The sequence below is a fragment of the Streptomyces reniochalinae genome, assembly GCF_003323735.1.
Taxonomy (GTDB): Bacteria; Actinomycetota; Actinomycetes; order Streptomycetales; family Streptomycetaceae; genus Streptomyces; species Streptomyces reniochalinae.
Genome location: NZ_QOIM01000017.1, coordinates 35210 through 61044 on the forward strand (window position 1 = coordinate 35210; position 25835 = coordinate 61044).

Genomic DNA, 25835 nt, shown 5'->3' on the forward strand with positions numbered 1-25835 from the left:
CGTGGACAGGAGCACGGCCCCCGCCCGGCCGGCCGCCGCCACCGGCTCGGCAATGGTCCTGGTCAGCGTTTTGGCCATGCAGGGCGGCCAGACCGCCGCCACGGCCGCCTTCGCCCTGGCACATCCGATCGTGATCACCGCTTTGCGGTTCGGGTTCGGCGCTCCGCTGCTGTGGCTGACCCGGCGGCCCCGCCTCCCCGAAGACCGCGGCTCCCTGCTGCTCATCGCCGCACTGGGCACGTCCCTGGCCGCAGTCAACATCACCATCTATCTGAGCCTGTCCAGGATCCCCCTGGGCATCGCCGTCCCCTTGCAGTTCCTCGGTGCCCTGGCCGTCTCCCTGGCCGGTGCGCGCCGTCCGCTCCACCTGGTGTGGGCGGTACTGGCCGCCGGCGGAGTGTTTTTGATCAACTACCGCTCCGCAGGCTCTCTTTCCGGGGCCGGCATCGTTCTCGCTCTGGCCTCGGCAGTCCCCTGGGCCGCCTACATGCTCCTCGGCTCCCACGCCGGCCGCCGCTACCGGGGAGACAACATCCTCGCACCGGCGACCCTGTGGGCTGCGCTGCTGACCGTCCCCCTCGCTGTGGCGACACAGCCGCAGGCGCTCTTGGACCCGCGCGTCCTCGGCGCCGGCTCGGTCGTCGCCCTGCTCAGTACCGTGGTGGCCAACTCCCTGGAACTCGCGGCACTGCGGCGCATCTCCTCCGCAGCCTTCGGCATCCTCGTGAGTCTGGAACCGGTCGCCGCCGCCCTCCTCGGACTCCTCGTCCTGGGCCAAGAGCTGACCTGGACACAATGGCTGGCCACATTCCTCATCGTCACCGCAGCCATCGGCACGACGACCGACCAGCGGCACTCCGGCCCGCCGCCCCGTCGCCCCAGCCACCTACCGACAAACGAACGTGCCGGTACGGGAGCCACCCGCCGCACCCGCTCCCGCGTCTGTTGGCGGTATCGCCCACACAGGGCACCGCCGCAACACCTCTCGGCCGGCCAGGCTGAGCCCTCCAGCGACGCCGAAGGGGCACGGCCTGCACGGGTCTCTTCTCGCGGATCATGAGCGGAGCTGGTCAGAAAACCACACCCGGTGCGAAGAGCCCGGGCGCATGGCGGGCGGGGACGACGGCGGGGCGGGCCCCCAGCGGCCCGTTGTGACATCCGGGCCGGCTCCCGCTTCCGCAGCCCACCCATGACGACCCTCGCCGCCGCGGCTCGGTGAGCGCCTCGGTGGTCGGCGTGTGGCTCTGGCGGCCCGCCTCGTCGAGCAGTGCGGGACGTACGTCAGAGCAGGCGCGCTCAGAGCTCGATCACGTTCACCTCTCCCTCGCTGCCGGCCTCCGATGAGGAGGAGCAGGAGGCGGTCGGAGAGCCGGGGACGCACAGCGTGGTCGGCGCCTGATCATCCGAGCGGAGTGAAGAGATAGCTGGTCAGCTTGGCCGACTCCGGGGCTTCAGGGTGGCGTTCGGGAGTGGGGGAGCGGGCAGTGGGTCCCCGTCGTAGCCCTCCACCTCGCCGAACCTCCGCCCAGCTGCCCAGTCGGTCCTGGCACGTGCGATGTCGTCGTGCGAAGCACCGATGAAGTTCCACCACATGACGATCTCCTCGCCGAACGGTGTGCCGCCGAGGAGGAGCAGGCGGGCGGGGGTACCTGCCGTGTTGGTGAGGGTCGCAGTGGCGCTTCCGGGGCGGAGGTAGCCGAGTGCGGCAGGGCCGAGCGCCTGTCCCGCGAGGGTGATCTCCCCGGTGTCGACGAGCACGCCGTGCTCGAAGTCCGGGTCGACCGCGAGAGTGGTGGCCGCGTGCGGTTCCAGCGTGATCTCGGCGCCGAGCAGCGGGGTGAACGTGGGCACGGGGGAGGAGTCGCCGGCGAGGGAGCCGAGGAAGACGCGGGCTTCTCCGCCCCGCAGGGGGACGGGATGCGGCACGTGGTGCTGGAAGGCGGACGCGGTGTGCCGGTGCGCTGCGGGCAGTGCCACCCACAGCTGGACGCCGTGGAGGACGGTGGTCCCCGCGGTGGAGACCTCCGAGTGGCTGATGCCGTGGCCGCCCGTCATCAGGTTCAGCTCGCCCGGGCGGACGAGCGCACGGGTGCCGAGGCTGTCGCGGTGCTCGATCTCGCCCGAGAACAGCCAGCTGACGGTCTGCAATCCGGTGTGCGGATGCGGGGCGACATCCATGCCGCCGGTCGAGGAGACGTCGTCGGGACCGTAGTGGTCGGCGAAGCACCAGGCGCCGATGAGCGAGCGGGCACGCTGGGGAAGCGTGCGCCGCACCGCCATCCCCCGCTGGCCGCCCAGCGGCACGCTGCGCGCGGAGAGCACCTCCACCTGGGCCGGCGGCTGTGTGTGGGGACCGGCCGCACAGCGCACCTCGGCCGGGCGTGTCTCGGTGTTGCTCACCTGGCCTGCTCCTCTTCCGGGTGACCGGATTCTCCGGGACCGGGCGATCGGGCCCTCGGGCGACCACGCGGCCGGTCCGGCGTGCTCCGCACTCCATCGTAGGGTGCCCGGACGTGTCCTTCCCGGGCACCGGGGCGGGCTGCCCGCACCATGGGAGGACCTGCCCCGACGTCCCTCGGAGTCCGTATGGCTTCCCGTGACCTCCCCGCCCCGGTCACCGGGCTGGTCCTCACCCATTTCCTCACGGTGTCGGACGTGGCCCGCTCGCGGGCCTTCTACAGCGACATCCTGGGCGGTGAGGTGGTGCTGGCGGAGAACCCGTGCATCGTCAAGCTGGCCAACGGGTGGATCATCATGAACCCCGGCGGGGGTCCCACGCCGGACAAGCCCGGTGTCACCCTGCGGCCGCCCGCCGACCGGGAGACGGCCTCCTGCTTCCTCAACATCCGCGTGGCCGACATCGACGCCTGCCACCGCGAGTGGAGCGCCAAGGGGGCCGAGTTCCTGACGCCGCCGATCGACCGCAAGGCCGAGCTGCGGTGCTATCTGCGTGACCCGGACGGGTATCTCATCGAGGTAGGGCAGGCGACGGGGATGCTCCGGGGCGTCTTCGCCGATCCGCCCGCGACGGCGGACTGACGGCCTGCCTGGTGCAGCGGAGGACTCACGACTGTCACGCGCACGGCAGCTCCGCTGTGACGATGGTAGGTCCCCGGAGGGGCTGTGCAGGCGCAGTCGTCCGTCGAGGGCGCCCACCCGGCTGCGCAGCCCGGTCAGCCCACTGCACTCGCGGCCGCCCTCCTCGGCCCGCTGCGGCTGTGGACCCGTACCTGGCTCTGTTCACGAAGACGGACAGCACTTGTTGAGGGGTTTGGGAGGCAGCCAGCGTCCGCGCGGAATCGGACGTCCACGATCGTGCGCACCGCGCTGAGCTGCTGTGCGTGTCAAATAGCAAGGGTCATTCCCTCGTTTGCAGTCAGGATCTCCCCGGTGTAGGCGACACCGGCCTCGGCAACGGACTGCCTACGATCGGCCCCGGGCCAGAAGTGCGTCAGCACCAGGCGCGCCACTCCCGCGCGAGCAGCCCATTGGCCGGCCTGGGTGGCGCTGAGCAGGTAGGGGTCGACAGCGGCGCCTTGCAGTGTTGCTCCGGCGACCAGCAGATCCGTGCCAGTCGCCAATTCGCCGAGCACGGGGTCGGGGCCGGCGTCGCCGCTGTAGGCCACGCTCAGGTTCGGGCCCGTCAGTCGCACTCCCGCGTGTGGCACGTGATGCGGAAGGAGTCGCCCGTTCAGAAGGAAAGGACCGACTTGGTAAAGGCCCGGCAGCGGACGCGATTCGAAGACCTCGTGCAGGTCCTCGGTCGGCTCCATCGCCTGCACTCTCCCCAGCACCCCCGTAGGGCAGTACAGCGGCACACGCTCCCGGCGCCCGCCGCCGTAGAGCAGCACTCGGCACAGGGCGCTCAGATCCGCACAGTGATCCGGGTGCTCATGGGTGATGACGACGGCGTCGACCTCGCTCGCCGTACATCGCGCCAGCAGTTGGGGCAGCGTCGCGTATCCGAGGTCCAAGACCAGGCGGAAGCCGTTTGCCTCCAGCAGGAAGCCGCTCGCTGCCCGTCCTGCCTCCGGCCAAGCACCACACGTTCCCAGCACAGTTAGGGAGTTGCACATCGGCACATGCTTCCACGATGGAGTAGGCGGAACCGTCAGTCGGGCGCCGGCGGACCCGGTGCTGTCGCTCCTCGCGGGAATCGAACACGGCCCCTCCGGCGTACGTCTCGACGAGACCCCACTGCTCACCCAGCCAGTAACCGGCCATGACGAGCACCGCGTTCCACACCAGGCTGCCCAGGGTGGTCAGCAGCACGAACACCGGCACGCGCATGCGCTTCAGGAGCCCAGCGCAGTGCGTGCCGGGAACGGAGGCCGCATCGAGGAGGCGCGCCGGGGGGCGCGGTTGTTCGCGAAGTTGCCGCCGCTCTCGCCGTCGCCCTTCTGGCCCGCCTCGACGGTCACCGGTCGCCGGTGGCCACGCGGCCGGTCGCCGGCTGCCCGGTCATCGGCGGGGACCGCGCGTGCCCCCTGCGCCTTTGCCTCCCTTGCGACGGATTTTGATGTCGCGCATGTCCGTGACCGCCACGCGCAGGATCCGATGGGGATGACCGTGGGCCTCCAGGGCTTCCGTGGCGCGGAGGGCGGCCCAGGACTCCTCGTCGGGTTCCTCTCCCTCGGGGGGCGGCGGGATCTGGCAGCGGAAGGTGAAGGCCGACAGGCTGCTGTCGCACGTGAAGGTGCCGGCTTCGGTGAAGGAGGTGCCGAAGCTCTCGGCCGCCTCCCGCAGAGCGGCGCGGGAGGCGTCGCCGAGGCCGGTGAAGGTTCCTCTGATGGTCACCCGGAACACGGTCGGTCCTTTCGTGGGGTGTCGCCGCGTACGGCGTAGGTGAAGGCGCGTTCGCCCAGCAGTTCCTCGACGGCGTCGAGGAGTTGGAGGACGTCGGTGGCGATCTCGTCGGGGGTGCGTCCCGCGACCAGGCGGCGCCCGATCTCGGCGAAGACCATCGAGTGGAACCATCCGATCTGCCCTGCGGCGGCGCACAGCGCGGGATCGTCCCTGTCGGTGCCGGTCTCGGTGGCGAGCTGTGCGGCCAGCGCCTCGGTCATCTCGTGGCCCAGATCCTCCAGGCGTGCGGTGAGGGTGGGGGCGGCCCGCATCATCTCGAAGACCTGCCCGAAGCCGTCCGTGAGGCCGAGCTGCCGTTCGCGGCCGCGTACTTCCTCGCGGAGCCGGGTGAGTACGGCGCGGGCGGGGGAGGCGCCCGCCGGCCGCTCGCGGACGATCTCGGCGAGCCGCAGGGGGGAGGCCTCGTCGGGCGGCAGCACCAGGTCCTCCTTGGCCTCGAAGTAGTTGTAGAGGGTGTTCACGGACACCTCCGCCTCGGCGGCGACCTCCGCGATGGTCACCTTGTCGAAGCCCCGCTCCACGAACTGGCGCATGGCGACCTTGCGGATGCGCCGCCGTGTCTGCCGCTTCTTGCGTTCCCGCAGCCCCTCACTCATGCAGGAAGTCTAACCCGACTGCAAAGCTGCATTGGATTGCATTTTTTCAGTCCACTGTGTTTTCCTCCTCTGTATGGCACCTCGTATGGCATCTGGTACGACACCTCCTGCGGCACCCGCCGCCTCTCCTGGCCGGCCCGCTCTCGACATCCGCGGGCTCAGCCTGACCTACGCGCTCGGTCCTGGCCCCGTGCACGCCGTGCGGGGGCTCGACCTGACGGTGGGGCGCGGGGAGATCCTCGGATTCCTCGGCCCCAACGGAGCGGGCAAGACCAGCACGCTCCGCATGCTCACCACCCTGCTGCGGCCCACCGGCGGTACGGCCCGCGTCGCCGGGCACGACCTGCTCACGGAGCCGGCCGCCGTGCGCTCCCGGATCGGCTACGTGGCCCAGGCCGGCGGCCTCGACCCGGGCTGCGGCGCCCGCGAGGAGCTGGTCACCCAGGCCAGGCTGCACCACGTGCCCAGGGCCGAGGCGCGGCGCCGGGCCGCCGAACTCGCCGACGACCTCGGTCTGACGGAGCTGCTGGACCGGCCGACGGCGGCTTACTCCGGTGGCCAGCGGCGTCGGCTGGAGATCGCCCTCGGCCTGGTCAACCGGCCCGAGGTGCTCTTCCTCGACGAGCCCACCACCGGGCTCGACCCGGGCAGTCGCGCCGAACTGTGGGACCTGGTGCGCCGCATCCGCCGCGACCACGGCACCACGGTCTTCCTGACCACCCACTACCTGGACGAGGCCGACGCGCTCGCCGACCGGGTCGTCGTCGTGGACAGCGGCCGCACCGTCGCCGAGGGCACCCCCGAGGCGCTCAAGCGGGACCACGGGCCCGGCCCGGACGCCTCCCTCCAGGACGCCTTTCTCGCCCTCACCGGACGCGGCCCCAGCCGGGAACCCGTCGCCATCTGAAACCCATCCCGCCCCGGCGGCCCGATGCGTCTGACACACCGGCCGCGGTCGCCTCACCGACGGAAGCGCTCACCGCCATGACCACCGCCACCGCCCCTTCCCCACCCACTGCCCCCGCGTCGCCGGAGGGCGGGCACTTCTGGGCCGACACGGGCCTCGTCTTCGGCCGCTGCCTGCGCGCGACCCTGCGCTCGAAGACGAGCCTCTACTTCGGAATGCTCCAGCCGCTGCTCTTCCTGGCCCTCTTCGGGCCGCTGCTGACCCGCCTCGACCTGGGGCAGGAGGGGTCGTCGTGGCAGATGCTCGTGCCCGGCCTCCTCATCCAGCTGGCGCTGCTGGGCGGCTCCTACGTGGGAATGGGGCAGCTGGTCGAGCGCACCACCGGCGTCGTCGACCGGATGCGGGTCACCCCCGTCAGTCCGCCGGCCATGCTGCTGGGCCGCACCCTGCGGGACGTCGTGCAGCTGGTGGCCCAGTCCGTGCTGCTCGTGCTCCTCGGGCTGGCCTTCGGGCTGCGGGCCCCGTGGTGGGGGATCGTCGTGGGTCTGGCCTTCGTCGCGGTGCTGTCCGCCGCGCTCGCGGCGCTCTCCCACGGTCTGGGCATGCGCGTGAAGACGCCGCCCGAGTTCGCCGCCATCGCCAACACGATCGTGCTCCCGCTGATGCTGCTCTCCGGCCTGCTGCTGCCCATGGAACTGGCCCCCGACTGGCTCGAGGGCGTCTCGCGCGCCGTCCCGTTCCGCTACACCGTCGACGCCGTCCGCGACGTCTTCCGCGGCGACTTCTCCACGGCCGGGGTCGCCGTGGGTGCCGCCGTCACCGTCGGGTTCGCCGCCGTGTGTCTGGCGGGTGCCGCCCGGCTCTTCCGGGGACGCTCCCAGGGCTGACAGCCGGCCCGGCGTGTTCGGAACGCGCGGGGCGCTCGGCGTGCTCGGGACGCTGCCTCACGCATACGTCCGCGCCCAGCGGGGACCCGCAGGGGCGCACGCGAGATGACGGAAAGGACGTGAGGTACGTGCGTGTTGCCTTTCTCGTCGCGCCCGAGGGCGCAGAACAGATCGAGCTGACCGACCCGTGGGACGCCGTGAAGGAGGCGGGTGGCACGCCCATCCTGCTGTCCACCAGTGCCGGGCCGATCCAGGCCTTCGACCATCTGGACCGGGGCGACACCTTCCCCGTCGACCAGCTCGTCGCCCAGGCAGAGCCGTCCGACTTCGACGGACTCGTCCTGCCCGGCGGTGTGGCCAACCCCGACTTCCTGCGCACGGACCCCAAGGCCGTCGCGTTCGTGAAGGGGTTCTTCGACGCGGGGCTCCCGGTGGCCGCGATCTGCCACGCTCCGTGGACCCTGATCGAGGCCGACGTGGTGCGCGGCAGGACGCTGACCTCGTATCCCAGCCTGCGCACCGACATCCGCAACGCGGGCGGCAACTGGGTCGACGAGCAGGTCAAGGTCTGCGACGGCGGTACCAACAAGCTGATCACCAGTCGTAAGCCGGACGATCTGAAGGCGTTCGACAAGGCGTTCCTGGCCGAGTTCGGCGCCGGCGGCTGACCGGCGAGGTCACTTCCCGGGGGGGCCACCCCCGCGCCGGGCTCCGGCGGCCTCTCAGGGCCGCCGGAGCCCGGCGCGCGTGTGCGGCGCGTTTCCTCGGTCCTGCTCCGCGACGTTCCCCGCCGCCGGTGTCCTCTCAGCTCCGGGTCGCGTACACGGCCCTCTCAGTTCCGGGTCGCGTACACGCCCAGCGTGACCAGGCCCAGCACCACCCAGCAGAACCAGAGCCACCCGCTGCTTCCCAGGGCCACCGTGTACGCCGTGACCACCACCAGGCCCACGACCGTGCACACGGTCATCGCCTTCGCGGATGCCGGCACCCGCGTCAGACCAGCCATCACAGCACCGTCCTCCTCCCGGCGGCCCCGCGGTGTACGGGTCGCGCACGCGCCGGGGCCGCGGCCAGGCCACCATGGTCGCCCGTCCGCGGCCCCGTGCGCCACCGCGCGCCTCAACGCTCCCGTGAACACCTCGCCGCGCCCCCAAGGGCTCGCCGGGAGGAAGGCGTGCCGGCTCCGGCCGTCCTCACTGCTCCCTGGTCCTGAGGGAGGCCAGGTAGGCGTTGTACGCGGCCAGCTCCTGATCGCCGTCCCGGTCCGCCCTGCGGTCCCGGCGCCTGGCGTGACGCTGCTCGGAGACGTACCACTGGAACACCAGGGCCACCAGCACGATCACCGAGGGGATCTCGCTGAACGCCCAGGCGATGCCGCCCGCGGCCGACTGGTCCGACAGCGCGCTGACACCCAGGGAGGCGGGCGGGTCGGAGTACGTCTCGATCATCGGCTCGGACGCCATCATCAGCGCGATGCCGAAGAACGCGTGGAAGGGCATGCCCGCGAACAGCTCCAGGATCCGCATCACGAAGCCGGGCCGGTGCGGGCCCGGGTCCACACCCATGATCGGCCAGAAGAACACCAGGCCCACGGCCAGGAAGTGCACCATCATCGCGATGTGCCCGGCCAGGGAGCCCATCAGGAAGTCGAAGAGCGGGGTGAAGTAGAGCGCGTACAGGCTCGCGATGAACAGCGGGATCGTGAAGGCGGGGTGGGTGATCACCCGCAGGTAGCGGCTGTGCAGCAGCGCCACCAGCAGCTCCCGCGGCCCCTTGCGGCCCCGCCCGGCGGACGGCAGCGCCCGCAGGGTCAGCGTCACCGGAGCGCCCAGCAGCAGAAGGATCGGCGACAGCATGCTGATCACCATGTGCTGCACCATGTGCACGCTGAAGAGCACCATGCCGTACTCGTTGAGCCCGGTGCACATCACCAGGGCCACGGTCAGCACACCGGCGACGAAGCCGATGGTGCGGCCCACCGGCCACGCGTCGCCCCGCCGCCGCAGCCGCACCACTCCCCAGCCGTAGAGCGCGAGCGCGAGCAGGCACCCCACCAGGAAGAACGGCTCACCCGTGAACGCGAGTCCCCGCGCGACCGTGAACGGCGGCAGATCCATCGTCATGCCGTGCCCGCCGTGATCCATCCGAACTCTCCCGCAACCGACCGATACGCCCGCACCAGCCTAGAACCGCCCGTGGTGGGCACCCTCGGCGGGGCACCCGTCACGGGCGGTGTCGTGTCGGAACCGGCCTCGACAGGCCCTCGGGTCCGAGTAGACCGGTCGAGGGGACCGACCGGGCCGGCTCGGGTGGGCTCAGGCCGGCTGCGTCGCCGCGGCGATCCGCTCCTGGCGCAGCGCGTCGTACCACGTGTCGTCGACGGGCGTGAGCGCGTTCACGTCCAGCGACAGCTTGATCAGCATGTCGGCGATCAGCGGGTTGCGGGCCAGCACCGGACCGTGCAGGTAGGTGCCGAAGACCGTGTCCCGCCAGGCACCCTCGGTGCCGTCGCCCGTCCCGTTGCCGTTGCCGAGCCGCACCCGGGCCAGCGGCCGTACCCCCGGGCCGAGGTGGGTGATGCCCTGGTGGTTCTCGAAGCCCGTCAGCTGGGGGAGGCCCAGGTACTCGTCGGCGTCCCCGAGGACGTCGCCGACGCAGCGTGCGGCCTCGCCGCGACTGCTGGTCACATCGAGCAGCCCGAGCCCGGCCGACCGCTCACCGAGGTCGTTGACGAACTCGTGGCCCATGATCTGGTAGCCGGCGCACACGGCGAAGACGATGGCGCCGTTGTCCACCGCCCGGTTCAGCCCGCCGTCGCGCAGCAGCCGCTCGGCGGCCAGCCGCTGCGGCCTGTCCTCGCCGCCGCCGATCAGGTAGATGTCGCCGGAGGTGGGGATCGGCTGGTCGGAGCGGACGTCCAGCCGCTGGACATCCAGCCCCCGCTGCCGCGCCCGCCGCTCCACCACGAGCGCGTTGCCCTGGTCGCCGTACGTGCTCAGCAGGTCGGGGTAGACCCACACCAGACGCAGACTCGTGTCACTCATGCCGCCAGTTCTCCTTGAGCGGGGTCGAAGGGGCCGGACGGCCGAGGGTCGGCGTGGGGGCCGTCCGGACTCCCAAGATACGGGTGGTCAGTTGCCGACGGCGCGGCGCAGGTCCTGGAACGCGGTGTAGTTCGCGATGGCCTCGATCCGTCCCGGCGGGCACCTGCGCACCGCGTCCGCGGCGTCCTCGCACACCTGGAACTGCACGCCCGCGACCTCCAGCCGCACCGCGAGGTCCAGCTTGCGGTCGCCGATCACGCAGATCGGGTGCCCGGCGAGGCGCCCGTAGTCGACGTCCCACAGCCAGGAGGTGTCGGTGCCGTCCGCGCTGCGGGCGTTCACCGAGAGGATCACCGGGGCGGGCGGCGGGTCGATCAGCGAGAAGGTCTCCAGCCATCCGGCGGGGTTCTTGGCCAGGAGCAGCCGGATGTCGCGGTCCTGGTAGCGCACCACGTCATACCGGCCGGCGACGGCCTTGACCGCGTACATCCGCTCCAGCGCCGTCTGCGGAGGCACCCCGAAGGCGGCGGCGACCGCGGCCGAGGTCGCCGCGTTGGCCCTGTTGGCCCGCCCGGGCAGCTGGAGGTGGATCGGCCAGGCGGAGCCGTGCGGGTCGAGTACGTGGTCACCCGAGAGCGCCCAGGTCGGCGTCGGGCGGCGGAAGCCGCACTCGGCGCAGAACCAGTCGTCGCCGGGGCGCTGCATCACGCCGCCGCAGGCGGGGCAGGACCACGCGTCGTCCTTCCACTCCTGGCCCGCGGCCACCCACACCACGTTCGGAGAGGAGGAGGCGGCCCAGACCACGAGCGGGTCGTCGGCGTTGGCCACGATGACGGCCTTCTGGCCCGAGAGGCCCTCGCGCCACCGCTCGGCCAGCATCCGGGTCTCGGCCGCGCGGTCGAGCTGGTCACGCGAGAGGTTCAGCAGCGCTATGGCTTTGGGCGTCACGTCCCGTGCCACACCGGACAGGTACTTCTCGTCCACCTCGATCACGCCGTACCGGGCGCTCGATCCGCCGGCCAGTGCCGAGGTGATGCCGGCAGGCATGTTGGCGCCCAGCGCGTTGGAGACCACCTCGCCGTTGGCGCGCAGCGCCTCGGCGATCAGCCGGGTGGTCGTCGTCTTGCCGTTGGTGGCGGACACCAGCACCACGTCCAGGTGCTGGGCCAGCCGCTGCAGCAGGTCCGGGTCGAGCCTCAGCGCGACCTTGCCGCCGATCACCGACCCGCTGCCGCGGCCCGCGGCCCGCGACACCGCCGCGGCCGCCTTGCCCGCCGTCACGGCCAGCTTGGACCGCGGCGACAGTGGCTCCGCATTGCCTGACATCGTCGTTGAACCTCCTTGCCCCTCGCGTAGAGGAGAAGCCTACCGAGACACGGGCCGGGTCAGGACCGCGCCACCCTGCGAAGATCACCGGTCCGGCGCCCGGCGTAGGGTGGCGGCCATGCGACGCGGCCGTATCCCGGGCTCCGACGGCGCCGTACGCCCGGTGCGGACGTACGGCGATCCGGTGCTGCACGCCCCCAGCCGCACCGTCACGGAGGCGGACGGGGCGCTGGATGAGCTGGTGGAGGACCTGTTCGCCTCGATGTACGCGGCCCGCGGTGTCGGGCTCGCGGCCTGCCAGGTCGGTGTTCCGCTCCGGGTGTTCGTCTTCGACTGCCCGGACGACGAGGACCGCCGCCACCGGGGCCATGTCGTCAACCCGCGGCTGGTGCACACGGAGGGGCCGACCGTTCGGGGCCCTGAGGGCTGCCTGTCGCTGCCCGGGCTCGAGGCCCCGACGCCGCGCTGCGACGTGGCGGTCGTCGAGGGGGAGGACGTGGCGGGGAGCCCGGTCCGGATCGAGGGCACCGGCTTCTTCGCGCGGTGCCTCCAGCACGAGCACGACCACCTCTCCGGTGGCCTCTACACCGACCGGCTCGGCGGGGTGGCGCGGTGGCGCACCCTGCGCGCCGTCCGCAGGGCGGAGTGGTCCGCGCCGCTGCCCGCCGAGGGAGAGCGGCTGCCTGCGGACGGGTAGCAGTGCGGCCCGCTACGGGCTGATGGCAGCGCGCCCGCGGACGGCCGGCGGTACGGTGCGCGGACGGACAGCGGCGCGGTTCGCGCAGGGGAGCGGCACGGCCGGGGTTCGGAAGCCCGGGCCCCCGTCCGGGCTCAGAAGCGCGGGCCGCCCACGCGGTCGCCCGCCGCGGCCAGCCTGCCCCACAGCAGGTCGGCCAGGTGACGCACCAACTGGTCGCGCTCGCACGGCTTCTCGCGCAGCCACCAGTCGCCGGCCGCGTGCATCATGCCGACGATGCCGTGCCCCCACACCCGGGCCAGCTCGTCGCTCTCGGGCCCCAGATCGAGCCGCTCGGCGATGACCTCGGCCAGCTCCTCGCCCAGCCGGCGCAGCAGGGGAGCCGAGTGCTGTCCCACGTCGAAGCCCCGTTCGCTGCCGGGGGAGTCCTCCGCCGGATGCATCAGGAAGCGGTAGACCTGCGGGTGGGCCTCGATGGCGGCCAGATACGTCTCCAGCGTGGCCTCGACGCGCTCGCGCCGTTCGCTGGGCGCGTCCAGGGCGGCGCGCAGTGAGGCCAGCAGGGAGTCGGTGTGCCGGACGGCGAGGGCGCGGTAGAGGCCGCCCTTGTCACCGAAGTGCCGGTAGAGGATGGGCTTGGTGATGCCGGCCTCGGCGGCGATGGCGTTCATGGAGGCGCCCGGGCCTTCCCGCAGTACGACCCGGTCGGCGGCCTCCAGCAGCTCCCTGCGCCGCTGTTCGGTGGAGTTGACCCGGTCGTCCTGGCGTGTGGTCTCCATGTGCGTCTCCCGCCCCCTCGCGCGTGCTCCAACGCCGCAACGTAACACCCTCCGACGGCGCTCACGTGCGCGGATGTGGTGCGCAGCGGGGCGGTGAGCGGGAGTTGACATCGGCTACTGGCGGGTAACAGACTGCGGATTACCGATGGTAACGACTGAATGAGACTGGCGGAGGACCGACGATGGCCGAAACCGAGTTCGCACTGGACCTCAACGACGACCAGAAGGAAGTCCGCGACTGGCTCCACGGGTTCGCCGCCGACGTGATGCGCCCCGCGGCAGCCGAGTGGGACGAGCGCGAGGAGACCCCCTGGCCGATCATCCAGGAGGCCGCCAAGATCGGCCTCTACTCGCTCGACTTCTACGCCCAGCAGTTCTTCGACCCGACAGGGCTCGGCATCCCCATGACGATGGAGGAGCTGTTCTGGGGCGACGCGGGCATCGCCCTGTCGATCGTCGGCACGGGTCTGGCCGCCGTCGGTGTCCTGGCCAACGGCACCGAGGAGCAGATCGGCACCTGGGTGCCCCAGATGTACGGCGACGCCAGTGACGTGAAGGTCGCCGCCTTCTGCTCCTCGGAACCGGACGCGGGATCCGACGTCGCCTCCATGCGCACCCGCGCCGTCTACGACGAGGCCAAGGACGAGTGGGTGCTCAACGGCACCAAGACCTGGGCCACCAACGGCGGCATCGCCAACGTGCACGTGGTCGTGGCCAGCGTCGACGCCGAACTCGGCTCCAAGGGCCACGCCTCCTTCATCATTCCGCCCGGCACCCCGGGCCTGTCCCAGGGGCAGAAGTTCCTCAAGCACGGCATCCGCGCCTCGCACACCGCCGAGGTCGTCCTGGACGACGTGCGGGTGCCAGGGCACTGCCTGCTCGGCGGCAAGGAGAAGCTGGACGAGCGCCTCGCCCGCGCCAAGGAGCGCGCCAAGAAGGGGGGCGAGAGGGTGAAGAACGCCGCGATGGCGACCTTCGAGGCCTCCCGCCCGGCCGTCGGCGCGATGGCCGTCGGCACCGCGCGCGCCGCGTACGAGGTCGCGCTCGACTACGCCAGGACGCGTGAGCAGTTCGGCCGCCCGATCATCGACAACCAGGGCGTCGCCTTCCAGCTCGCCGACATGCGCACCAGCATCGACGCCGCCCGCCTGCTGGTGTGGCGCGCCTCCTGGATGGGCGTGAGCGGGCGCAAGTTCGAGTCCGCCGAGGGCTCCATGTCCAAGCTGTTCGCCAGCGAGACGGCCAAGAAGGTCACCGCGCAGGCCATCCAGATCCTCGGTGGCAACGGCTACACCCGCGAGTACCCGGTGGAGCGGATGCACCGCGACGCCGTGATCTACTCCATCTTCGAGGGCACGAGCGAGATCCAGCGCCTGGTCATCGCCCGCACCCTGTCCGGCATGCCGATCCGCTGACGGCCGGACCGCACCGGGCGCCGGGGCCGCACCGGGCGCCGACCCGGCGCCCGGTGGGACCGCCGTCCCGAGGTCTCTCCCGGCACCCCCGGCGTCCCCACCGGCCCGGCCTCGTCCTCGGCCATGCGGCCGCCACCCCGACCGCGGCCGCGGAGGGGGCGGCGGTGCCCGGGCCCCTGCTGCGGACATCAGGGGCGTGAGCGGACCCCGCCGCGGCCCCGGGGTCCGGATGGGCGCAACGGGGTCCGGACGGGCGCAACCGTTCAGACCCCCTCGCCGCGTGCGCCGGGATCCGGACGGTCGGGACCGCTCAGATCCCCGGCCGGTAGCGCAGCGGATGGTCGTCGGGGACCTGGACCAGCACGATGCGGTGCCCGTCGGGATCGGCGATCCACATCTCGATCAGCCCCCAGGGTTCCCGCACCGGGGGCCGCAGCACCTCGGCCCCCGCCCCGGCGAGCTCCTCGTGTGCGCTCGCCACGTCGGCCACCTGGAGCCACAGCTGGAGCGTCTCACCTGCGGGGCCCTCGCTCCGCCCGGAGACCTCCAGGAAACCGCCGCCCAGGAAGTAGACCGTGCCCCGCTCAGGGCCCGTGCCGAACTCGCGGGAGACCTCCAGGCCCAGCGTCTCGCCGTAGAAGGCCCGCGACCTGTCGGGATCCGTGGGCCGCAGCAGGATGCGGCTGCTCAGTACATGCACCATGCCTCGGCACTGTAGTGGTGACCCGCCTGGTGCCGTCCGGTGCTGCGCGTCCGCGCCGCATGTCCGTACCGGGCGTCCGTGCCGGGCGGACCCGGGCCGGCGCCGCGCTCCATGCGGTATGCCCGATAAGGTCGGTCGACATGAGCGACACCGCGCAGCGGGGCGAGCTGCCCCTCACCTTCCGCCATGCCGTCGAGGCCGACGTCCCCGTGCTCACCGCGCTCGTGGAGTCCGCCTACCGCGGGGACGCCAGCCGCGCGGGCTGGACCACCGAGGCCGATCTGCTGGAGGGCCGGCGCACCGACCCCGAGGGTGTCGGCGCCGTCGTCCGCGACCCGCAGAGCCTCATGCTGGTGGTCGAGCGCGAGGACGCCGTCGTCGCCTGCTGCCAGCTCGAGCAGCGGGGTGAGGAGGCGTACTTCGGCATGTTCGCGGTCAGCCCCGGCCTGCAAGGCGGCGGTGTCGGCCGGGCCGTGCTCGCGGAGGCCGAGCGGACGGTGCGCGTCCGGTGGGGAGCCACCCGGATGCGGATGCAGGTCATCAGGCAGCGGGAGGACCTGATCGCCTGGTACGAGCGCCGCGGCTACACCCGCACCGGTGAGTTCCTCCCCTTCCCCTACGGCGACGAGCGCTTCGGTATCCCGCAGCGGCCCGACCTCGCCTTCGAGTACCTGGTCAAACCGCTGGGGTGAGCCACCGGGAGGGGGCCCGCGCGGCGCCCCCTCCCGTCTCAGGCCGGGGCGCCGGCCGCCGCCCGGATACCGGGCATGTCCGTGACGACGCCGTCCAGACCCAGCTCGCGGACCCGTGCCAGGTCCTCGTCGGTGTTGACGGTCCAGCTGATGACCTTGATCCCGGCGGCGTGGGCGCGGGCGACGATGTCCGCGTCGAGGTGCCGCAGCTCCAGCGAGATCATGCCGGCGCCCAGTTCCCTGGCGCGCTCGGGCGCGGTGGGGGAGGAACGGCCCGCCACCAGCACCAGGGGGATGTCGGGCAGGTGCCGGCGGGTCTCGCGGAGCGCTTCGGCGTGGAAGGAGATCACCGTCACGCGGTCGTGCAGCCCGCGCCGCTCGATGGTGTCGGCCAGTACGCGTGCCGCGGCGCGGTCCTTGATCTCGGCCTGGAGCGGGCTGCCGACGGCGTCCACGACCTCCTCGAAGACCGGCACCCGCTCGCCCTGCCCCGCGTCCAGCTCGCGCAGCTGGGCGAGGGTGAGCTCGCCGATGGGACCCGCGCCGTCCGTCGTGCGGGCCACGTCGGCGTCGTGCATCACCACCAGCGCGCCGTCCTTGCTCAGGTGCAGGTCCAGTTCGATGACGTCGAGCCCCTCGCGTTCGGCGCGGACGAAGGAGCGCAGGGTGTTCTCGGGCTCGACGCCCATCACTCCGCGGTGTCCGACGGTGAGCAGTGGCACGGTGCGGTCTCGCTTTCGTGCGGTGTCAAGGCGGTGGCGCGGCCAGAGTAGCGGTCGGCCCGCGGCCGGGTGGCCACGCACCGGACGTCCGGGTGACCGCCCCCGCCCCCGGTGTGCTGCGTGGGGCCGGCCGCTCTGCTGCCGGCGTCCGTGAGGCTCTGCCGGCGCGCTGCCGAAGCCCTGCGAGGTCCTCTCGCTCTCCTGCGGAGCCGCGGGCTCTGCCAGCTGCTGGGCTCTGCTGGGAAAGGTGATCGCCCGCATCGACATTGGCCGGAAGAATGACGGTGATACCCCCGGCGGCGCCGGATAATCTTCTGTGCCCTCCCCTTGAGGAGAGAAGGCGACGCGTATACGGTTTCCTTACGTGAGTTTCTCCTGTGGAGGGGTCAACATGACGGAAATCCTTTCGCCCGCGCCTTCCGAAGGCGGCGTTTCGCCGTCCGGGGGCGCCGTCGCCGAGAGTGTGGCCGCCCACCCCGCCTGGGCCGTACTGAAGACGGCCGTCGAGGCGGTACGACCCGCACAGTCCAAGGACGGCTCGATCGACTTCGACGCCGAGGACGCTCCGGCGCCCGAGGCGGTACGCGAGGAGCTGGAGCGCGTCGTGAGCGCCGTTCAGGAACTCTCCCCGCTACTGCCGCACGACGCCGACTACCACCGTGCCCTGGTCACCGACCTGCGCCGCTGGGCCGACGGCGGTTTCGGGGTGCCCGACTTCCTCGACTCGCTGCTCGCCTTCCAGCCCGCGCGGGGCCGCGCCGACGGCCTCCAGCACCTGGTCGTCTTCCCGATGTACACGCAAAACGGCAACCCGGACCGCAACCTGGAGGCGGTCGTCTTGCGCATGGTGTGGCCCGACTGGCTGGCCGAGCTGGAGCGCACCCGCTACGACAACCCCCTCTTCTGCGGCATCACCTTCGAGGACTTCACCTCCGGCTACGACACCCACTCCGCGGTGCTCTTCCCCGAGACCATCGCCGTGCGCGAGGCCCCCGAGCGCTTCACCTGGGGCGGCATCTTCTGCGACCGCGAGGCGGCCCGCTTCCGCCGCGTCGTCCAGGCGGCCTGCGACGTCACCAGCCTCGAACTCCCCGAGGAAGCGCGCGAACTCCTGGCCGACCAGGAACGCTGCCAGCAGACGTTCGTGCTGTGGGACATGGTCCACGACCGCACCCACAGCCACGGCGACCTCCCGTTCGACCCCTTCATGATCAAACAGCGGCAGCCGTTTTGGATGTACGGCCTCGAAGAGCTGCGCTGCGACCTGACCGCCTTCCACGAGGGCGTGAAGCTGGAGGCCGACGGCCTGCCGCAGGGCCGCGACGTGCAGTACGCCATGCTCTTGGAGCGGCTCTTCCGCTTCCCCGTCACCGGGGAGCGCAAGCGCAACTACGACGGCCTCGGCGGCCAGCTGCTCTTCGCCTACCTCCACCAGCACGACGCGCTGCGCTGGACGGACAACAAGCTCGCCATCGACTGGGACCTCGCCCGCCAGGTCACCGTCGCCCTCCGCGAGGAGATCGAGACGCTCTACCGCGCCGGGATCGACCGCCCCAAGCTGGTGCACTGGTTCAAGGCGTACGAGCTGGTCTCCCGCTACCTCGCCCCGCACCCGGGGTCCACCTGGGCCAAGGGACCCGACGCCCTCGACCTGAGCCTGCCGCCGCGCAAGCTGGTGGACGAGGTGCTGCCCGACGAGTTTCCGCTCAGCATGTTCTACGAGGCCCTCGCGAAGAAGCTGCGGAGTGTGATCGCATCGACTCAGGGCATCACCGCTGACAGCCGGATCCCGGCAACCGCGGCGTGAGCGGTGGACCGGGCGGCGCGGCGGCAGGTCGGGAACGCGAGGAGGCGACGGAGATGACGGACACGACGACACGGCGCGGCTACGAGGGCAACGGTGAGGGCGGGCTCCAGGGCCGGGTGATCGCTGTCGCCGGGGCGGCGGGGCCAGCGGGGCAGGCCACGCTGCTGAGGCTCGCGGAGGAGGGCGCGACGGTCGTGGGCTGCGACGCGGACGCCGGGCGGCTGGCGCAGGCCGTGGATGCCGCCAGGTTCGCCCACGGGGGAGCGACGGTCACGGGGGACACCGTGGACCTGCTCGACCTGGAGGAGACCCGCGCCTGGGCCGCGAAGACGGAGAAGGAGTACGGCCGCGTCGACGGCCTCGTGCACCTGGTGGGCGGCTGGCGCGGCTCGTCCTCGTTCGCCGAGACCGACCTGGCCGACTGGGACACCCTGCACAGCCTCCTCATCCGCACCCTCCAGCACACCTCCCTCGCCTTCGAAGCCCCGCTCAAGCGTGCGGGCGACGGCCGGTTCCTGCTGATCAGCGCGCTCGGTGCCAGCAAGCCCACCGCGGGCAACGCCGCCTACGCCGCGTCCAAGGCGGCAGCCGAGGCGTGGACGCTCGCGCTCGGTGACGCCTTCCGTAAGGCGGGGGGCGAGAGTCCGCCGCCGGCGGCCGCTGCCATCCTGGTGGTGAAGGCGCTGGTGAACGACCAGATGCGGGCCGACCGGCCGAACGCGAAGTTCGCGGGTTTCACGGACGTGGGCGACCTCGCCAAGGCCGTCGCCGAGACCTGGACCAAACCCGCCGAAGAGCTGAACGGAACCCGCCTGTGGCTGACGCCCCGCACCTGAACCGCCCCGACCGGTCCCCGGCGCGGCCGGCCACCGATGCCAGGCGCCGCCACGACCCGGATGTCCGCGGGTTCGCCAGCGACAACTACGCGGGCGTGCACCCGGAGATCCTGGCGGCACTGGCGCTCGCCAACGGCGGCCACCAGTCCGCCTACGGAGCGGACGACTACACCGCGCACCTGCAAGACGTCGTCCGCAGCCACTTCGGGCGCCGCGCCGAGGCGTTCCCGGTCTTCAACGGGACCGGAGCCAACGTCGTCGCGCTCCAGGCGCTGACCGACCGCTGGGGTGCGGTGATCTGTGCCGACACCGCGCACATCCACGTCGACGAGTGCGGCGCCCCCGAGCGGGTCGGCGGGCTGAAGCTGCTGACCGTCCCCACCCCGGACGGCAAGCTCACCCCCGAGCTGATCGACCGGGAGGCGTTCGGCTGGGACGACGAGCACCGGGCCATGCCGCAGGTCGTCTCGATCGCCCAGAACACCGAGCTGGGCACGGTCTACACGGTGGAGGAGATACGCGCGCTGTGCGACCACGCGCACGAGCGCGGCATGCTCGTGCACCTGGACGGCGCCCGCATCGCCAACGCGGCAGCCACGCTGGACGTGCCCATGCGCGCCTTCACCAACGCGGCAGGGGTCGACATCCTCTCTTGCGGGGGCACCAAGAACGGCATGCTCTTCGGCGAGGCCGTCGTCGTCCTCGACCCCGACGCGGTGCGCCACATGAAGCATCTGCGCAAGCTGTCGATGCAGCTCGCCTCCAAGATGCGCTTCATCTCGGTGCAGCTGGAAGCGCTGCTGGCGGGAGACCTGTGGCTGCGCAACGCGCGGCACTCCAACGCGATGGCGCAGCGGCTGGCCGAGGGCGTCAGGGGCGTGCGGGGAGTGGAGATCCTCCACCCCGTCCAGGCCAACGCCGTCTTCGCCCGCCTTCCGCACGACGTGAGCGAACGCCTCCAAAAGCGGTACCGCTTCTACTTCTGGGACGAGGCGGCCGGCGACGTGCGGTGGATGTGCTCCTTCGACACGAGCGAGCAGGACGTGGACGGTTTCGTCGCCGCGCTGCGCGAGGAGATGGGCCGCTGACGGCCCGTAGTACGCCTGCCCGCGGCCCGGCGTTCCCACCCGGGCCGCGAAAGACCGGGCCGTGGCGTCCCGCGGCCGGTATCAGGGCGCTGAAACCAGGCTGAAACCAGGCTGAACCCGCACCGGCGCAGGCTGTGCCGCATGACAACGGCAGCGAACAACCCAGCTATCGAAGCCGCCGGGCTGCGCAAGTCCTTCGGTGAGAAGAAGGTCCTCGACGGCATCGACCTGACCGTGCCCCAGGGCACGGTCTTCTCCCTGCTCGGTCCCAACGGTGCGGGCAAGACGACCGCGGTGAGGATTCTTTCCACTCTGGTGGCCGCGGACGGTGGGCGGGCCAGGGTGGCGGGTCGTGACGTGGTGGCGGAGGCGCAGGCGGTGCGCGGAGCGATCGGGGTGACGGGGCAGTTCTCGGCCGTGGACGGGTTGATCACGGGTGAGGAGAACATGCTGCTGATGGCGGATCTGCACCATCTCTCGCGCCGCGAGGGGCGGCGGATCGCTGGGGAGTTGCTGGAGCGGTTCGCTCTGGCGGAGGCGGCGAAGAAGCCGGCGGCGACCTATTCGGGCGGTATGCGGCGGCGGCTGGATCTGGCGATGACGCTGGTGGGCAGGCCGCAGGTCATCTTCCTCGACGAGCCGACCACGGGTCTTGACCCGCGTTCCCGGCAGACCGTGTGGGACATCGTCAGGGACCTGGTCTTCGAGGGGGCCACGGTCTTCCTGACCACCCAGTACCTGGGCGAGGCCGACGAGTTGGCCGACCGTATCGCGGTGTTGCACGGGGGGCGGATCGCGGCGGAGGGGAGTGCCGAGGAGCTCAAGCGGCTGGTTCCCGGCGGGTACGTCCGGCTGCGGTTCACCGATCAGGACGCCTGCCGGGGTGCGGCCGTGGCGCTGGGCGAGGTCGCCGCCGACAGCGAGGCGCTGTCGCTGCGGATTCCCAGCGACGGCAGCCAGCGCGCGCTGCGCTCGCTGCTGGCCCGGCTGGACTCGGCCGGTGTCGAGGCGGACGAGCTGACCGTGCACACCCCCGACCTCGACGACGTCTTCTTCGCCCTCACCGGCGACAGCACCCCACCCGCGCCACCCACTCCGCCCGCACAACCGGACCAGCCCACCCGCCAGGGCCGGCACACGGAGGCGGCCCGATGAGCGCTCTCTCCCTGGCCGCACGCGACGCGTACACGATGCTGCGCCGCAACCTGCTGCACGCCCGCCGCTACCCCTCCCTCACCCTCAACCTCCTCCTCACGCCGATCATGCTGCTCCTGCTGTTCGTCTACATCTTCGGCGACGTGATGAGCGCGGGCCTCGGAGGCGGGGGCGCGGACCGCTCCGCGTACATCGCCTACATCGTCCCGGGCATTTTGCTGATGACCATCGGCGGCACCGTCGTCGGGGCCGCGGTGTCCGTCGCGACCGACATGACCGAGGGCATCGTCGCCCGCTTCCGCACGCTGGCGATCCACCGCGGCTCGGTGCTCATCGGGCACGTCGTCGGCAGCGTGCTCCAGTCCGTCCTGAGCGTCGTCCTCGTGGGTGCCCTCGCCGTGGCCATCGGTTTCCGGTCCGCGGACGCCTCGGCCCTGGAGTGGCTGGCCGCGGCCGGGCTGCTGGTGCTCTTCGCCACGGCGCTCACCTGGATCGCCGTCGGTATGGGACTGGCCAGTCCGAACGCCGAGGCCGCCAGCAACATGGCCATGCCGCTGGTCCTCCTCCCTCTCATCTCGAGTGCGTTCATCCCGGCCGACACGATGCCGGGCTGGTTCCAGCCGATCGCCGAGTACCAGCCCTTCACGCCCGCCATCGAGACGCTCCGCGGGCTGCTGCTGGGCACCGGGATCGGCGACGACGGGTGGCTCGCGGTCCTGTGGTGCGTCGGCCTGGCCGGGCTCGGCTACCTCTGGTCGACGGCGTTGTTCAACCGCGAACGGGGATGAGCGCGCGGACCGCTTGCCGCAGTGCGTCCCGCTCCAGGGCGGCGTACTCCGACACCGCGTCGGCGTACGCCGCCCTGTGGGCGTCCCCGGCCGCCTTCCTGGCGCGGTCCGCCGACATCGTCGGCCCGAACTCGCGCGCCACCCCCACCCGTTCCGCCAGCGCGATCATCCGTACGGCACCGGCACCTGTGGCGGTTCCGCCGGAGGCGAGCTCCGCCAGGCCCAGGGCGTGCAGCACCGTCCCCCACACGAGGAGTTCCATGGGCGAGCCGGACGGGCGGGAGAGCAGGGTCCGCAGCCCCTGCCACAGCCGCTCGAGGGGCCCCGCGACCAGTTCGAGCCGGCCGGCGTAGGCGTGCGCCGCCACCGCCGCCGACTGGACCTGGAACGCCCACGGGTCGAGCCAGAAGTCACCGCTGTGCGCCGAGCCCGCCGTGCCCAGCCGCTCCACCGCGCCGCGCCACAGGCCGAGTCCGGCCTCCGTCTGCCCGCGGGCCAGCGCGATCTCGGCGCGCCCGCCGAAGTCGGGCATGTAGAAGGCGTCCTGCTGCTGGGGGTCCTCGCCGGCCGCCTGGCGCAGCCAGTACTCGGCCTCGTCGGGGTCGCCGCGCTGGAGGCAGGCCAGGACGAGGGACGAGCGGATGAAGAGGTAGTCGCGCCCGTCGTTGAGCCGCGGCAGTACCTCGAGCACCGCCTTGAGGTGCTCGTACGCCGCCTCGCCCTGCCCGGTGCGCAGGCACAGCTCGCTCAGCCTGGCGTGCCCGGTGAGCAGCACGGACGGGTTGTCCAACGGTGCCAGCGTGGTGATCATCCGGCGGGCCGAGGTGAGCGCGCGCTCGACCTGGTGCTCGAACTCCCAGGCGTAGGAGGCGATGCACTCGGCGACGCCGGCCACCAGGGGCTGCTCGCTGGCGCACAGTTCCCGCAGCACCTCGTAGTGGGGAGGGCGCATCTCGGGGACCGCGCTCAGCACCGCTCCGGCTGCCCGCAGCAGCGTGTCCGGCGCCGCCGAGGGCAGCCGCCGCAGTGCGACGAGCTGCCGCGTGGGGGGCGGCCCGTAGGCCATGAACAGACTCGCGGTGCACAACACCGCGGCCGCACGGGCGACTTCGACGTACTCGGGTGCGGGCCGGTAGTGCGACAGCGGCGGCCCGGTGTCCGCGGCGAGCGCGGCGAGGCGGGGGAAGTTGGTGTCGGTGGACCACAGACTGGCGAGGACGGCGGTGAGCGCGGCGAGGGTGGGACCGTCCGTACGGGCCAGGGCGTGTCGCAGGGCCGCTACGAGGTTGTCCTGCTCGGCCTTGATCCGCTCCCAGGCGGCGATCGGATCCTTCCCGCGAGGGGGGCTTCCCCCGGCCGGTCCGAGGGACGGCCGGGGGCTGGGAACCGGCCCTGAGCCGAAGAGCACGTCGTGGTGGGCGACCCCGAAGTCCCGCGCCCAGGCGAGGAACAGGTCGACGGCCTCCTCGTCCTCGCCCGCCTCGGCGCGCCGGGCCGCGCTGAACTCCCGTACCGTCTCCAGCATGCCGAACCGCGCGCCGGCCGGGGTGTCGGCGACGGTCAGCAGCGACTGGTCGGCCAGCTGTTCCAGAAGGGGAAGCGCGTCCTCGCCGAGCACCTTGTCCGCGGCTTCGCCAAGGAACCCGCCGGGGAAGACGGAGAGCGTACGCAACGCCGCCCGGGCGTCGTGCGCGAGCAGGTTCCAGCTCCACTCCACGACCGCGTGCAGCGTGCGGTGGCGCTCCGGGGCGTCCCGCGCCCCGCCGCGCAGCAGCGCGAACCGGTCGCCGAGGCGGCGGGCGATCTGCGGCACGGACAGCACCCGCACCCGCGCCGCCGCCAACTCCACGGCGAGCGGCAGCCCGTCGAGGTGGCGGCACAGGCCCGCCACCGTCTCCGGCGGCAGCTCCACGCCGGGGCGCGCGGCCCTGGCCCGCTGGGTGAACAGTTCCACGCAGGTGTCCAGGCCGAGCTTTGGCAGCGCGTACACCGCCTCGGAGGTGAGGCCGAGCGGGGCCCGGCTGGTGGCGAGCACCCGCAGCTCCTGCGAGGAGGAGACCAGGGCCCGTACGAGCGCTGCGGCACCGCGCACGACCTGCTCGCAGTTGTCGAGCACGAGCAGCGCGGGCCCCGAGCCGAGCACACCGAGGATGCCGGAGACCGGGTCGGCCGCCAGAGGGCCGCTCATGGCGCCGTGCCGCCCCTCTCCCGCGCCGAGCGCGGAGGCCACCTCCCCGGCCACGTCCTCGTCGACGGTCACGCCGGCGAGCGGCACGAAGAACACCACCGCCTGTGCGGCCCGGCGGCTGACGGCGTGTGCGAGCCGGGTCTTGCCGAGGCCGCCGGGGCCGACGACGGTGACGGCGCGGGAGACGCGCGAGAGCGCTTCCACCGCCGCGATGTCCTCGTCCCGGCCGAGCAGCGGATTCGGTTCGTGCGGCACGCCGTGCCTGACCACGGGCTCTACACCGTTCAGGAGCTGCCGCTGTACGGCCATGAGCCCGGCCCCGGGATCCGTGCCCAGACGCTCGCGCAGGCGGCGGCGGTAGATCTCGTACCGTGTCAGCGCCGCGGACGGGCCCGCTGTCCGCGCCTCGGTGCGCAGCAGCTCGGCGAGCACCTCCTCGTCGTGCGGGTGCGCCGCCGCGGCCTCGGCCAGCGGCCCGGCGGCCTCGGCGTGGCGGCCCAGCCGGGCGAGTGCGAGCGCCCTGGCACGGAGGAGCGTGCCGTGCGCCCGGGCCAGTTCGCCGCGGAGCGCGGCCACCGGGTCGTCCGTGGGTCCCGTGCCGGCCTCGGTGCCCTCCCACAGCGCGAGTCCGGCCTCGGCAGCGGCCAGCGATCCGGCGTGGTTCCCGGCTCCGGCCCGCTCCGCGCTCGCGGCGGCGTGCGCCGCCAGTGCACAGCTGTCGACCTGTTCCTCGGCCAGTGCGAGGCGGTATCCGGTCGGCGTACTGACGATGACGTCGGCGCCCAGCTGTGCCCGCGCCCTGGACACCAGGACCTGTACCGCCTTTCCCGGCCGCTCCGGCAGCGTGCCGGGCCACAGCCCGGCCACCAGCCGCCCGGTGCTGCATCCCGCGCGCAGGTCGCCCGCGAGGAGGGCGAGCAGGCCGCGGAGCCGGGGTGCGGTGATCTCCTGCCCGCGATAGGCGACGCGCGGCAGCAGGGTCAGGTCGGTGGTCACCCGTGCAGATTAGCCAAGGCGCGTGCGGGCCCACGGGAGTGTCTTCAAAGTAGCGGCGTCCGCCCGGAGGGCGGGCCTGGCGGTGTCTGGTGCGTGCGCTCGCAAGGCGGAGGAGGGAGTCCCTGCGTGGGGGCACCTCCCGGGGCGAGCGAAGCCGAGCCCTGGGGGAAGCGGCGACCGACGACAACGCCGCGAGCGTGCGTGCCAGGCGCCGCCAGGCAGGCGGGACTTTGAAGACACGACCACGGGGGCATCCCGCTCTTCGCGGAGGGCCGTTGGCGATGTGCGCCGGTACCCGGCGGAGTCCTCCCGCCCCCGGAACCGTGGAGGTATAATTATGCAG

At 72.3% G+C, this 25835-nt stretch carries 26 protein-coding genes and 1 pseudogene; 13 read left to right on the forward strand and 14 right to left on the reverse strand.

All coding sequences use genetic code 11. From position 1 onward, the window contains the following. Position 1 precedes the first annotated feature (1 nt). The gene (locus tag DQ392_RS00250; RefSeq protein ID WP_114013381.1) at positions 2 to 1060 is read left to right on the forward strand and encodes an EamA family transporter; all 1059 of its coding nucleotides are present in this window, start codon (positions 2 to 4) and stop codon (positions 1058 to 1060) included. Between the two features lie 368 nt (positions 1061 to 1428). Here DQ392_RS00250 and DQ392_RS00255 read toward each other — a convergent pair whose 3' ends face one another. Then, the gene (locus DQ392_RS00255; RefSeq protein WP_114013382.1) at positions 1429 to 2400 is read right to left on the reverse strand and encodes a pirin family protein; all 972 of its coding nucleotides are present in this window, start codon (positions 2398 to 2400) and stop codon (positions 1429 to 1431) included. Between the two features lie 186 nt (positions 2401 to 2586). Between DQ392_RS00255 and DQ392_RS00260 the strand changes: the two genes are divergently transcribed. Then, complete coding sequence (locus DQ392_RS00260) at positions 2587 to 3039, forward strand: VOC family protein (RefSeq protein WP_114013383.1); 453 nt, start codon at positions 2587 to 2589, stop codon at positions 3037 to 3039. 305 nt (positions 3040 to 3344) lie between these two features. On the opposite strand, the gene DQ392_RS00265 is transcribed toward DQ392_RS00260, so the two are convergent. The 5 genes and pseudogenes from DQ392_RS00265 to DQ392_RS00280 form a co-directional block, all read right to left on the reverse strand. Then, entirely contained in the window at positions 3345 to 4076 is a 732-nt protein-coding gene (locus DQ392_RS00265; RefSeq protein ID WP_114013384.1) for an MBL fold metallo-hydrolase, read from the reverse strand. Between the two features lie 94 nt (positions 4077 to 4170). Beyond that, a pseudogene (locus DQ392_RS34935) lies at positions 4171 to 4299 on the reverse strand (DedA family protein); the annotation flags it as partial. Beyond that, entirely contained in the window at positions 4296 to 4421 is a 126-nt protein-coding gene (locus DQ392_RS35735; protein WP_281272937.1) for a hypothetical protein, read from the reverse strand. The pseudogene DQ392_RS34935 and the gene DQ392_RS35735, both read right to left, overlap by 4 nt. A 40-nt stretch (positions 4422 to 4461) precedes the next feature. Then, complete coding sequence (locus DQ392_RS00275) at positions 4462 to 4797, reverse strand: DUF6204 family protein (RefSeq protein WP_245980997.1); 336 nt, start codon at positions 4795 to 4797, stop codon at positions 4462 to 4464. After that, on the reverse strand, positions 4794 to 5462 hold the full coding sequence (locus DQ392_RS00280; protein WP_114013386.1) for a TetR/AcrR family transcriptional regulator: 669 nt from the start codon (positions 5460 to 5462) through the stop codon (positions 4794 to 4796). Before DQ392_RS00280 ends, DQ392_RS00275 begins: the two co-directional genes overlap by 4 nt. An 85-nt stretch (positions 5463 to 5547) precedes the next feature. Between DQ392_RS00280 and DQ392_RS00285 the strand changes: the two genes are divergently transcribed. From DQ392_RS00285 to DQ392_RS00295, 3 genes are all read left to right on the forward strand, one after another. Continuing rightward, complete coding sequence (locus DQ392_RS00285) at positions 5548 to 6369, forward strand: ABC transporter ATP-binding protein (protein WP_114013387.1); 822 nt, start codon at positions 5548 to 5550, stop codon at positions 6367 to 6369. 77 nt (positions 6370 to 6446) lie between these two features. Further along, positions 6447 to 7256, forward strand: coding sequence for an ABC transporter permease (locus DQ392_RS00290; protein WP_114013388.1), 810 nt, complete (start codon positions 6447 to 6449; stop codon positions 7254 to 7256). Between the two features lie 128 nt (positions 7257 to 7384). Further along, a complete protein-coding gene (locus DQ392_RS00295) occupies positions 7385 to 7924 on the forward strand; it encodes a type 1 glutamine amidotransferase domain-containing protein (RefSeq protein WP_114013486.1) in 540 nt (179 codons plus the stop codon). A gap of 164 nt (positions 7925 to 8088) precedes the next feature. On the opposite strand, the gene DQ392_RS34230 is transcribed toward DQ392_RS00295, so the two are convergent. From DQ392_RS34230 to DQ392_RS00310, 4 genes are all read right to left on the reverse strand, one after another. Beyond that, complete coding sequence (locus DQ392_RS34230) at positions 8089 to 8262, reverse strand: hypothetical protein (RefSeq protein ID WP_181856212.1); 174 nt, start codon at positions 8260 to 8262, stop codon at positions 8089 to 8091. Between the two features lie 187 nt (positions 8263 to 8449). Beyond that, positions 8450 to 9400 (reverse strand): cytochrome c oxidase assembly protein, encoded by a 951-nt coding sequence (locus DQ392_RS00300; RefSeq protein ID WP_114013389.1) that lies wholly within the window; start codon positions 9398 to 9400, stop codon positions 8450 to 8452. A 171-nt stretch (positions 9401 to 9571) separates the two neighbouring features. Next, a complete protein-coding gene (locus DQ392_RS00305) occupies positions 9572 to 10300 on the reverse strand; it encodes a type 1 glutamine amidotransferase (protein WP_114013390.1) in 729 nt (242 codons plus the stop codon). Between the two features lie 87 nt (positions 10301 to 10387). Beyond that, positions 10388 to 11626, reverse strand: coding sequence for a MurT ligase domain-containing protein (locus DQ392_RS00310; protein WP_114013391.1), 1239 nt, complete (start codon positions 11624 to 11626; stop codon positions 10388 to 10390). A 118-nt stretch (positions 11627 to 11744) separates the two neighbouring features. On the opposite strand from DQ392_RS00310, the gene def reads away from it, so the two are divergent. Next, positions 11745 to 12323 carry a peptide deformylase gene (gene def, locus DQ392_RS00315; protein ID WP_114013392.1) on the forward strand — a complete coding sequence of 193 codons (579 nt, stop codon included), beginning with the start codon at positions 11745 to 11747 and terminating at the stop codon, positions 12321 to 12323. Positions 12324 to 12457: 134 nt separating this feature from the next. On the opposite strand, the gene DQ392_RS00320 is transcribed toward def, so the two are convergent. Next, positions 12458 to 13102, reverse strand: coding sequence for a TetR/AcrR family transcriptional regulator (locus tag DQ392_RS00320; RefSeq protein ID WP_114013393.1), 645 nt, complete (start codon positions 13100 to 13102; stop codon positions 12458 to 12460). A gap of 182 nt (positions 13103 to 13284) precedes the next feature. Here DQ392_RS00320 and DQ392_RS00325 point away from each other — a divergent pair, with 182 nt between their 5' ends. Further along, entirely contained in the window at positions 13285 to 14517 is a 1233-nt protein-coding gene (locus DQ392_RS00325; RefSeq protein ID WP_114013394.1) for an acyl-CoA dehydrogenase family protein, read from the forward strand. Between the two features lie 310 nt (positions 14518 to 14827). Here DQ392_RS00325 and DQ392_RS00330 read toward each other — a convergent pair whose 3' ends face one another. Next, a complete protein-coding gene (locus DQ392_RS00330; RefSeq protein WP_114013395.1) occupies positions 14828 to 15220 on the reverse strand; it encodes a VOC family protein in 393 nt (130 codons plus the stop codon). A gap of 140 nt (positions 15221 to 15360) precedes the next feature. Here DQ392_RS00330 and DQ392_RS00335 point away from each other — a divergent pair, with 140 nt between their 5' ends. Continuing rightward, positions 15361 to 15912 carry a GNAT family N-acetyltransferase gene (locus tag DQ392_RS00335; protein ID WP_114013396.1) on the forward strand — a complete coding sequence of 184 codons (552 nt, stop codon included), beginning with the start codon at positions 15361 to 15363 and terminating at the stop codon, positions 15910 to 15912. A 38-nt stretch (positions 15913 to 15950) separates the two neighbouring features. Here DQ392_RS00335 and DQ392_RS00340 read toward each other — a convergent pair whose 3' ends face one another. Then, a complete protein-coding gene (locus DQ392_RS00340; RefSeq protein WP_114013397.1) occupies positions 15951 to 16634 on the reverse strand; it encodes a glycerophosphodiester phosphodiesterase in 684 nt (227 codons plus the stop codon). Positions 16635 to 17025: 391 nt separating this feature from the next. Between DQ392_RS00340 and DQ392_RS00345 the strand changes: the two genes are divergently transcribed. From DQ392_RS00345 to DQ392_RS00365, 5 genes are all read left to right on the forward strand, one after another. Beyond that, a complete protein-coding gene (locus DQ392_RS00345; protein WP_114013398.1) occupies positions 17026 to 18441 on the forward strand; it encodes a DUF6421 family protein in 1416 nt (471 codons plus the stop codon). A 53-nt stretch (positions 18442 to 18494) separates the two neighbouring features. Continuing rightward, complete coding sequence (locus tag DQ392_RS00350; protein ID WP_114013399.1) at positions 18495 to 19277, forward strand: SDR family NAD(P)-dependent oxidoreductase; 783 nt, start codon at positions 18495 to 18497, stop codon at positions 19275 to 19277. Continuing rightward, complete coding sequence (locus DQ392_RS00355) at positions 19256 to 20365, forward strand: threonine aldolase family protein (RefSeq protein ID WP_181856213.1); 1110 nt, start codon at positions 19256 to 19258, stop codon at positions 20363 to 20365. Before DQ392_RS00350 ends, DQ392_RS00355 begins: the two co-directional genes overlap by 22 nt. A 141-nt stretch (positions 20366 to 20506) precedes the next feature. Further along, complete coding sequence (locus tag DQ392_RS00360) at positions 20507 to 21520, forward strand: ATP-binding cassette domain-containing protein (RefSeq protein ID WP_114013400.1); 1014 nt, start codon at positions 20507 to 20509, stop codon at positions 21518 to 21520. After that, positions 21517 to 22308 (forward strand): ABC transporter permease, encoded by a 792-nt coding sequence (locus tag DQ392_RS00365; RefSeq protein WP_114013401.1) that lies wholly within the window; start codon positions 21517 to 21519, stop codon positions 22306 to 22308. Before DQ392_RS00360 ends, DQ392_RS00365 begins: the two co-directional genes overlap by 4 nt. Here the strand turns inward: DQ392_RS00365 and DQ392_RS00370 are convergent. Beyond that, positions 22289 to 25492, reverse strand: a complete 3204-nt coding sequence (locus tag DQ392_RS00370) for an ATP-binding protein (protein ID WP_114013402.1) — start codon at positions 25490 to 25492, stop codon at positions 22289 to 22291. The two genes, DQ392_RS00365 and DQ392_RS00370, sit on opposite strands and share 20 nt — an antisense overlap. Positions 25493 to 25835: the final 343 nt, after the last annotated feature.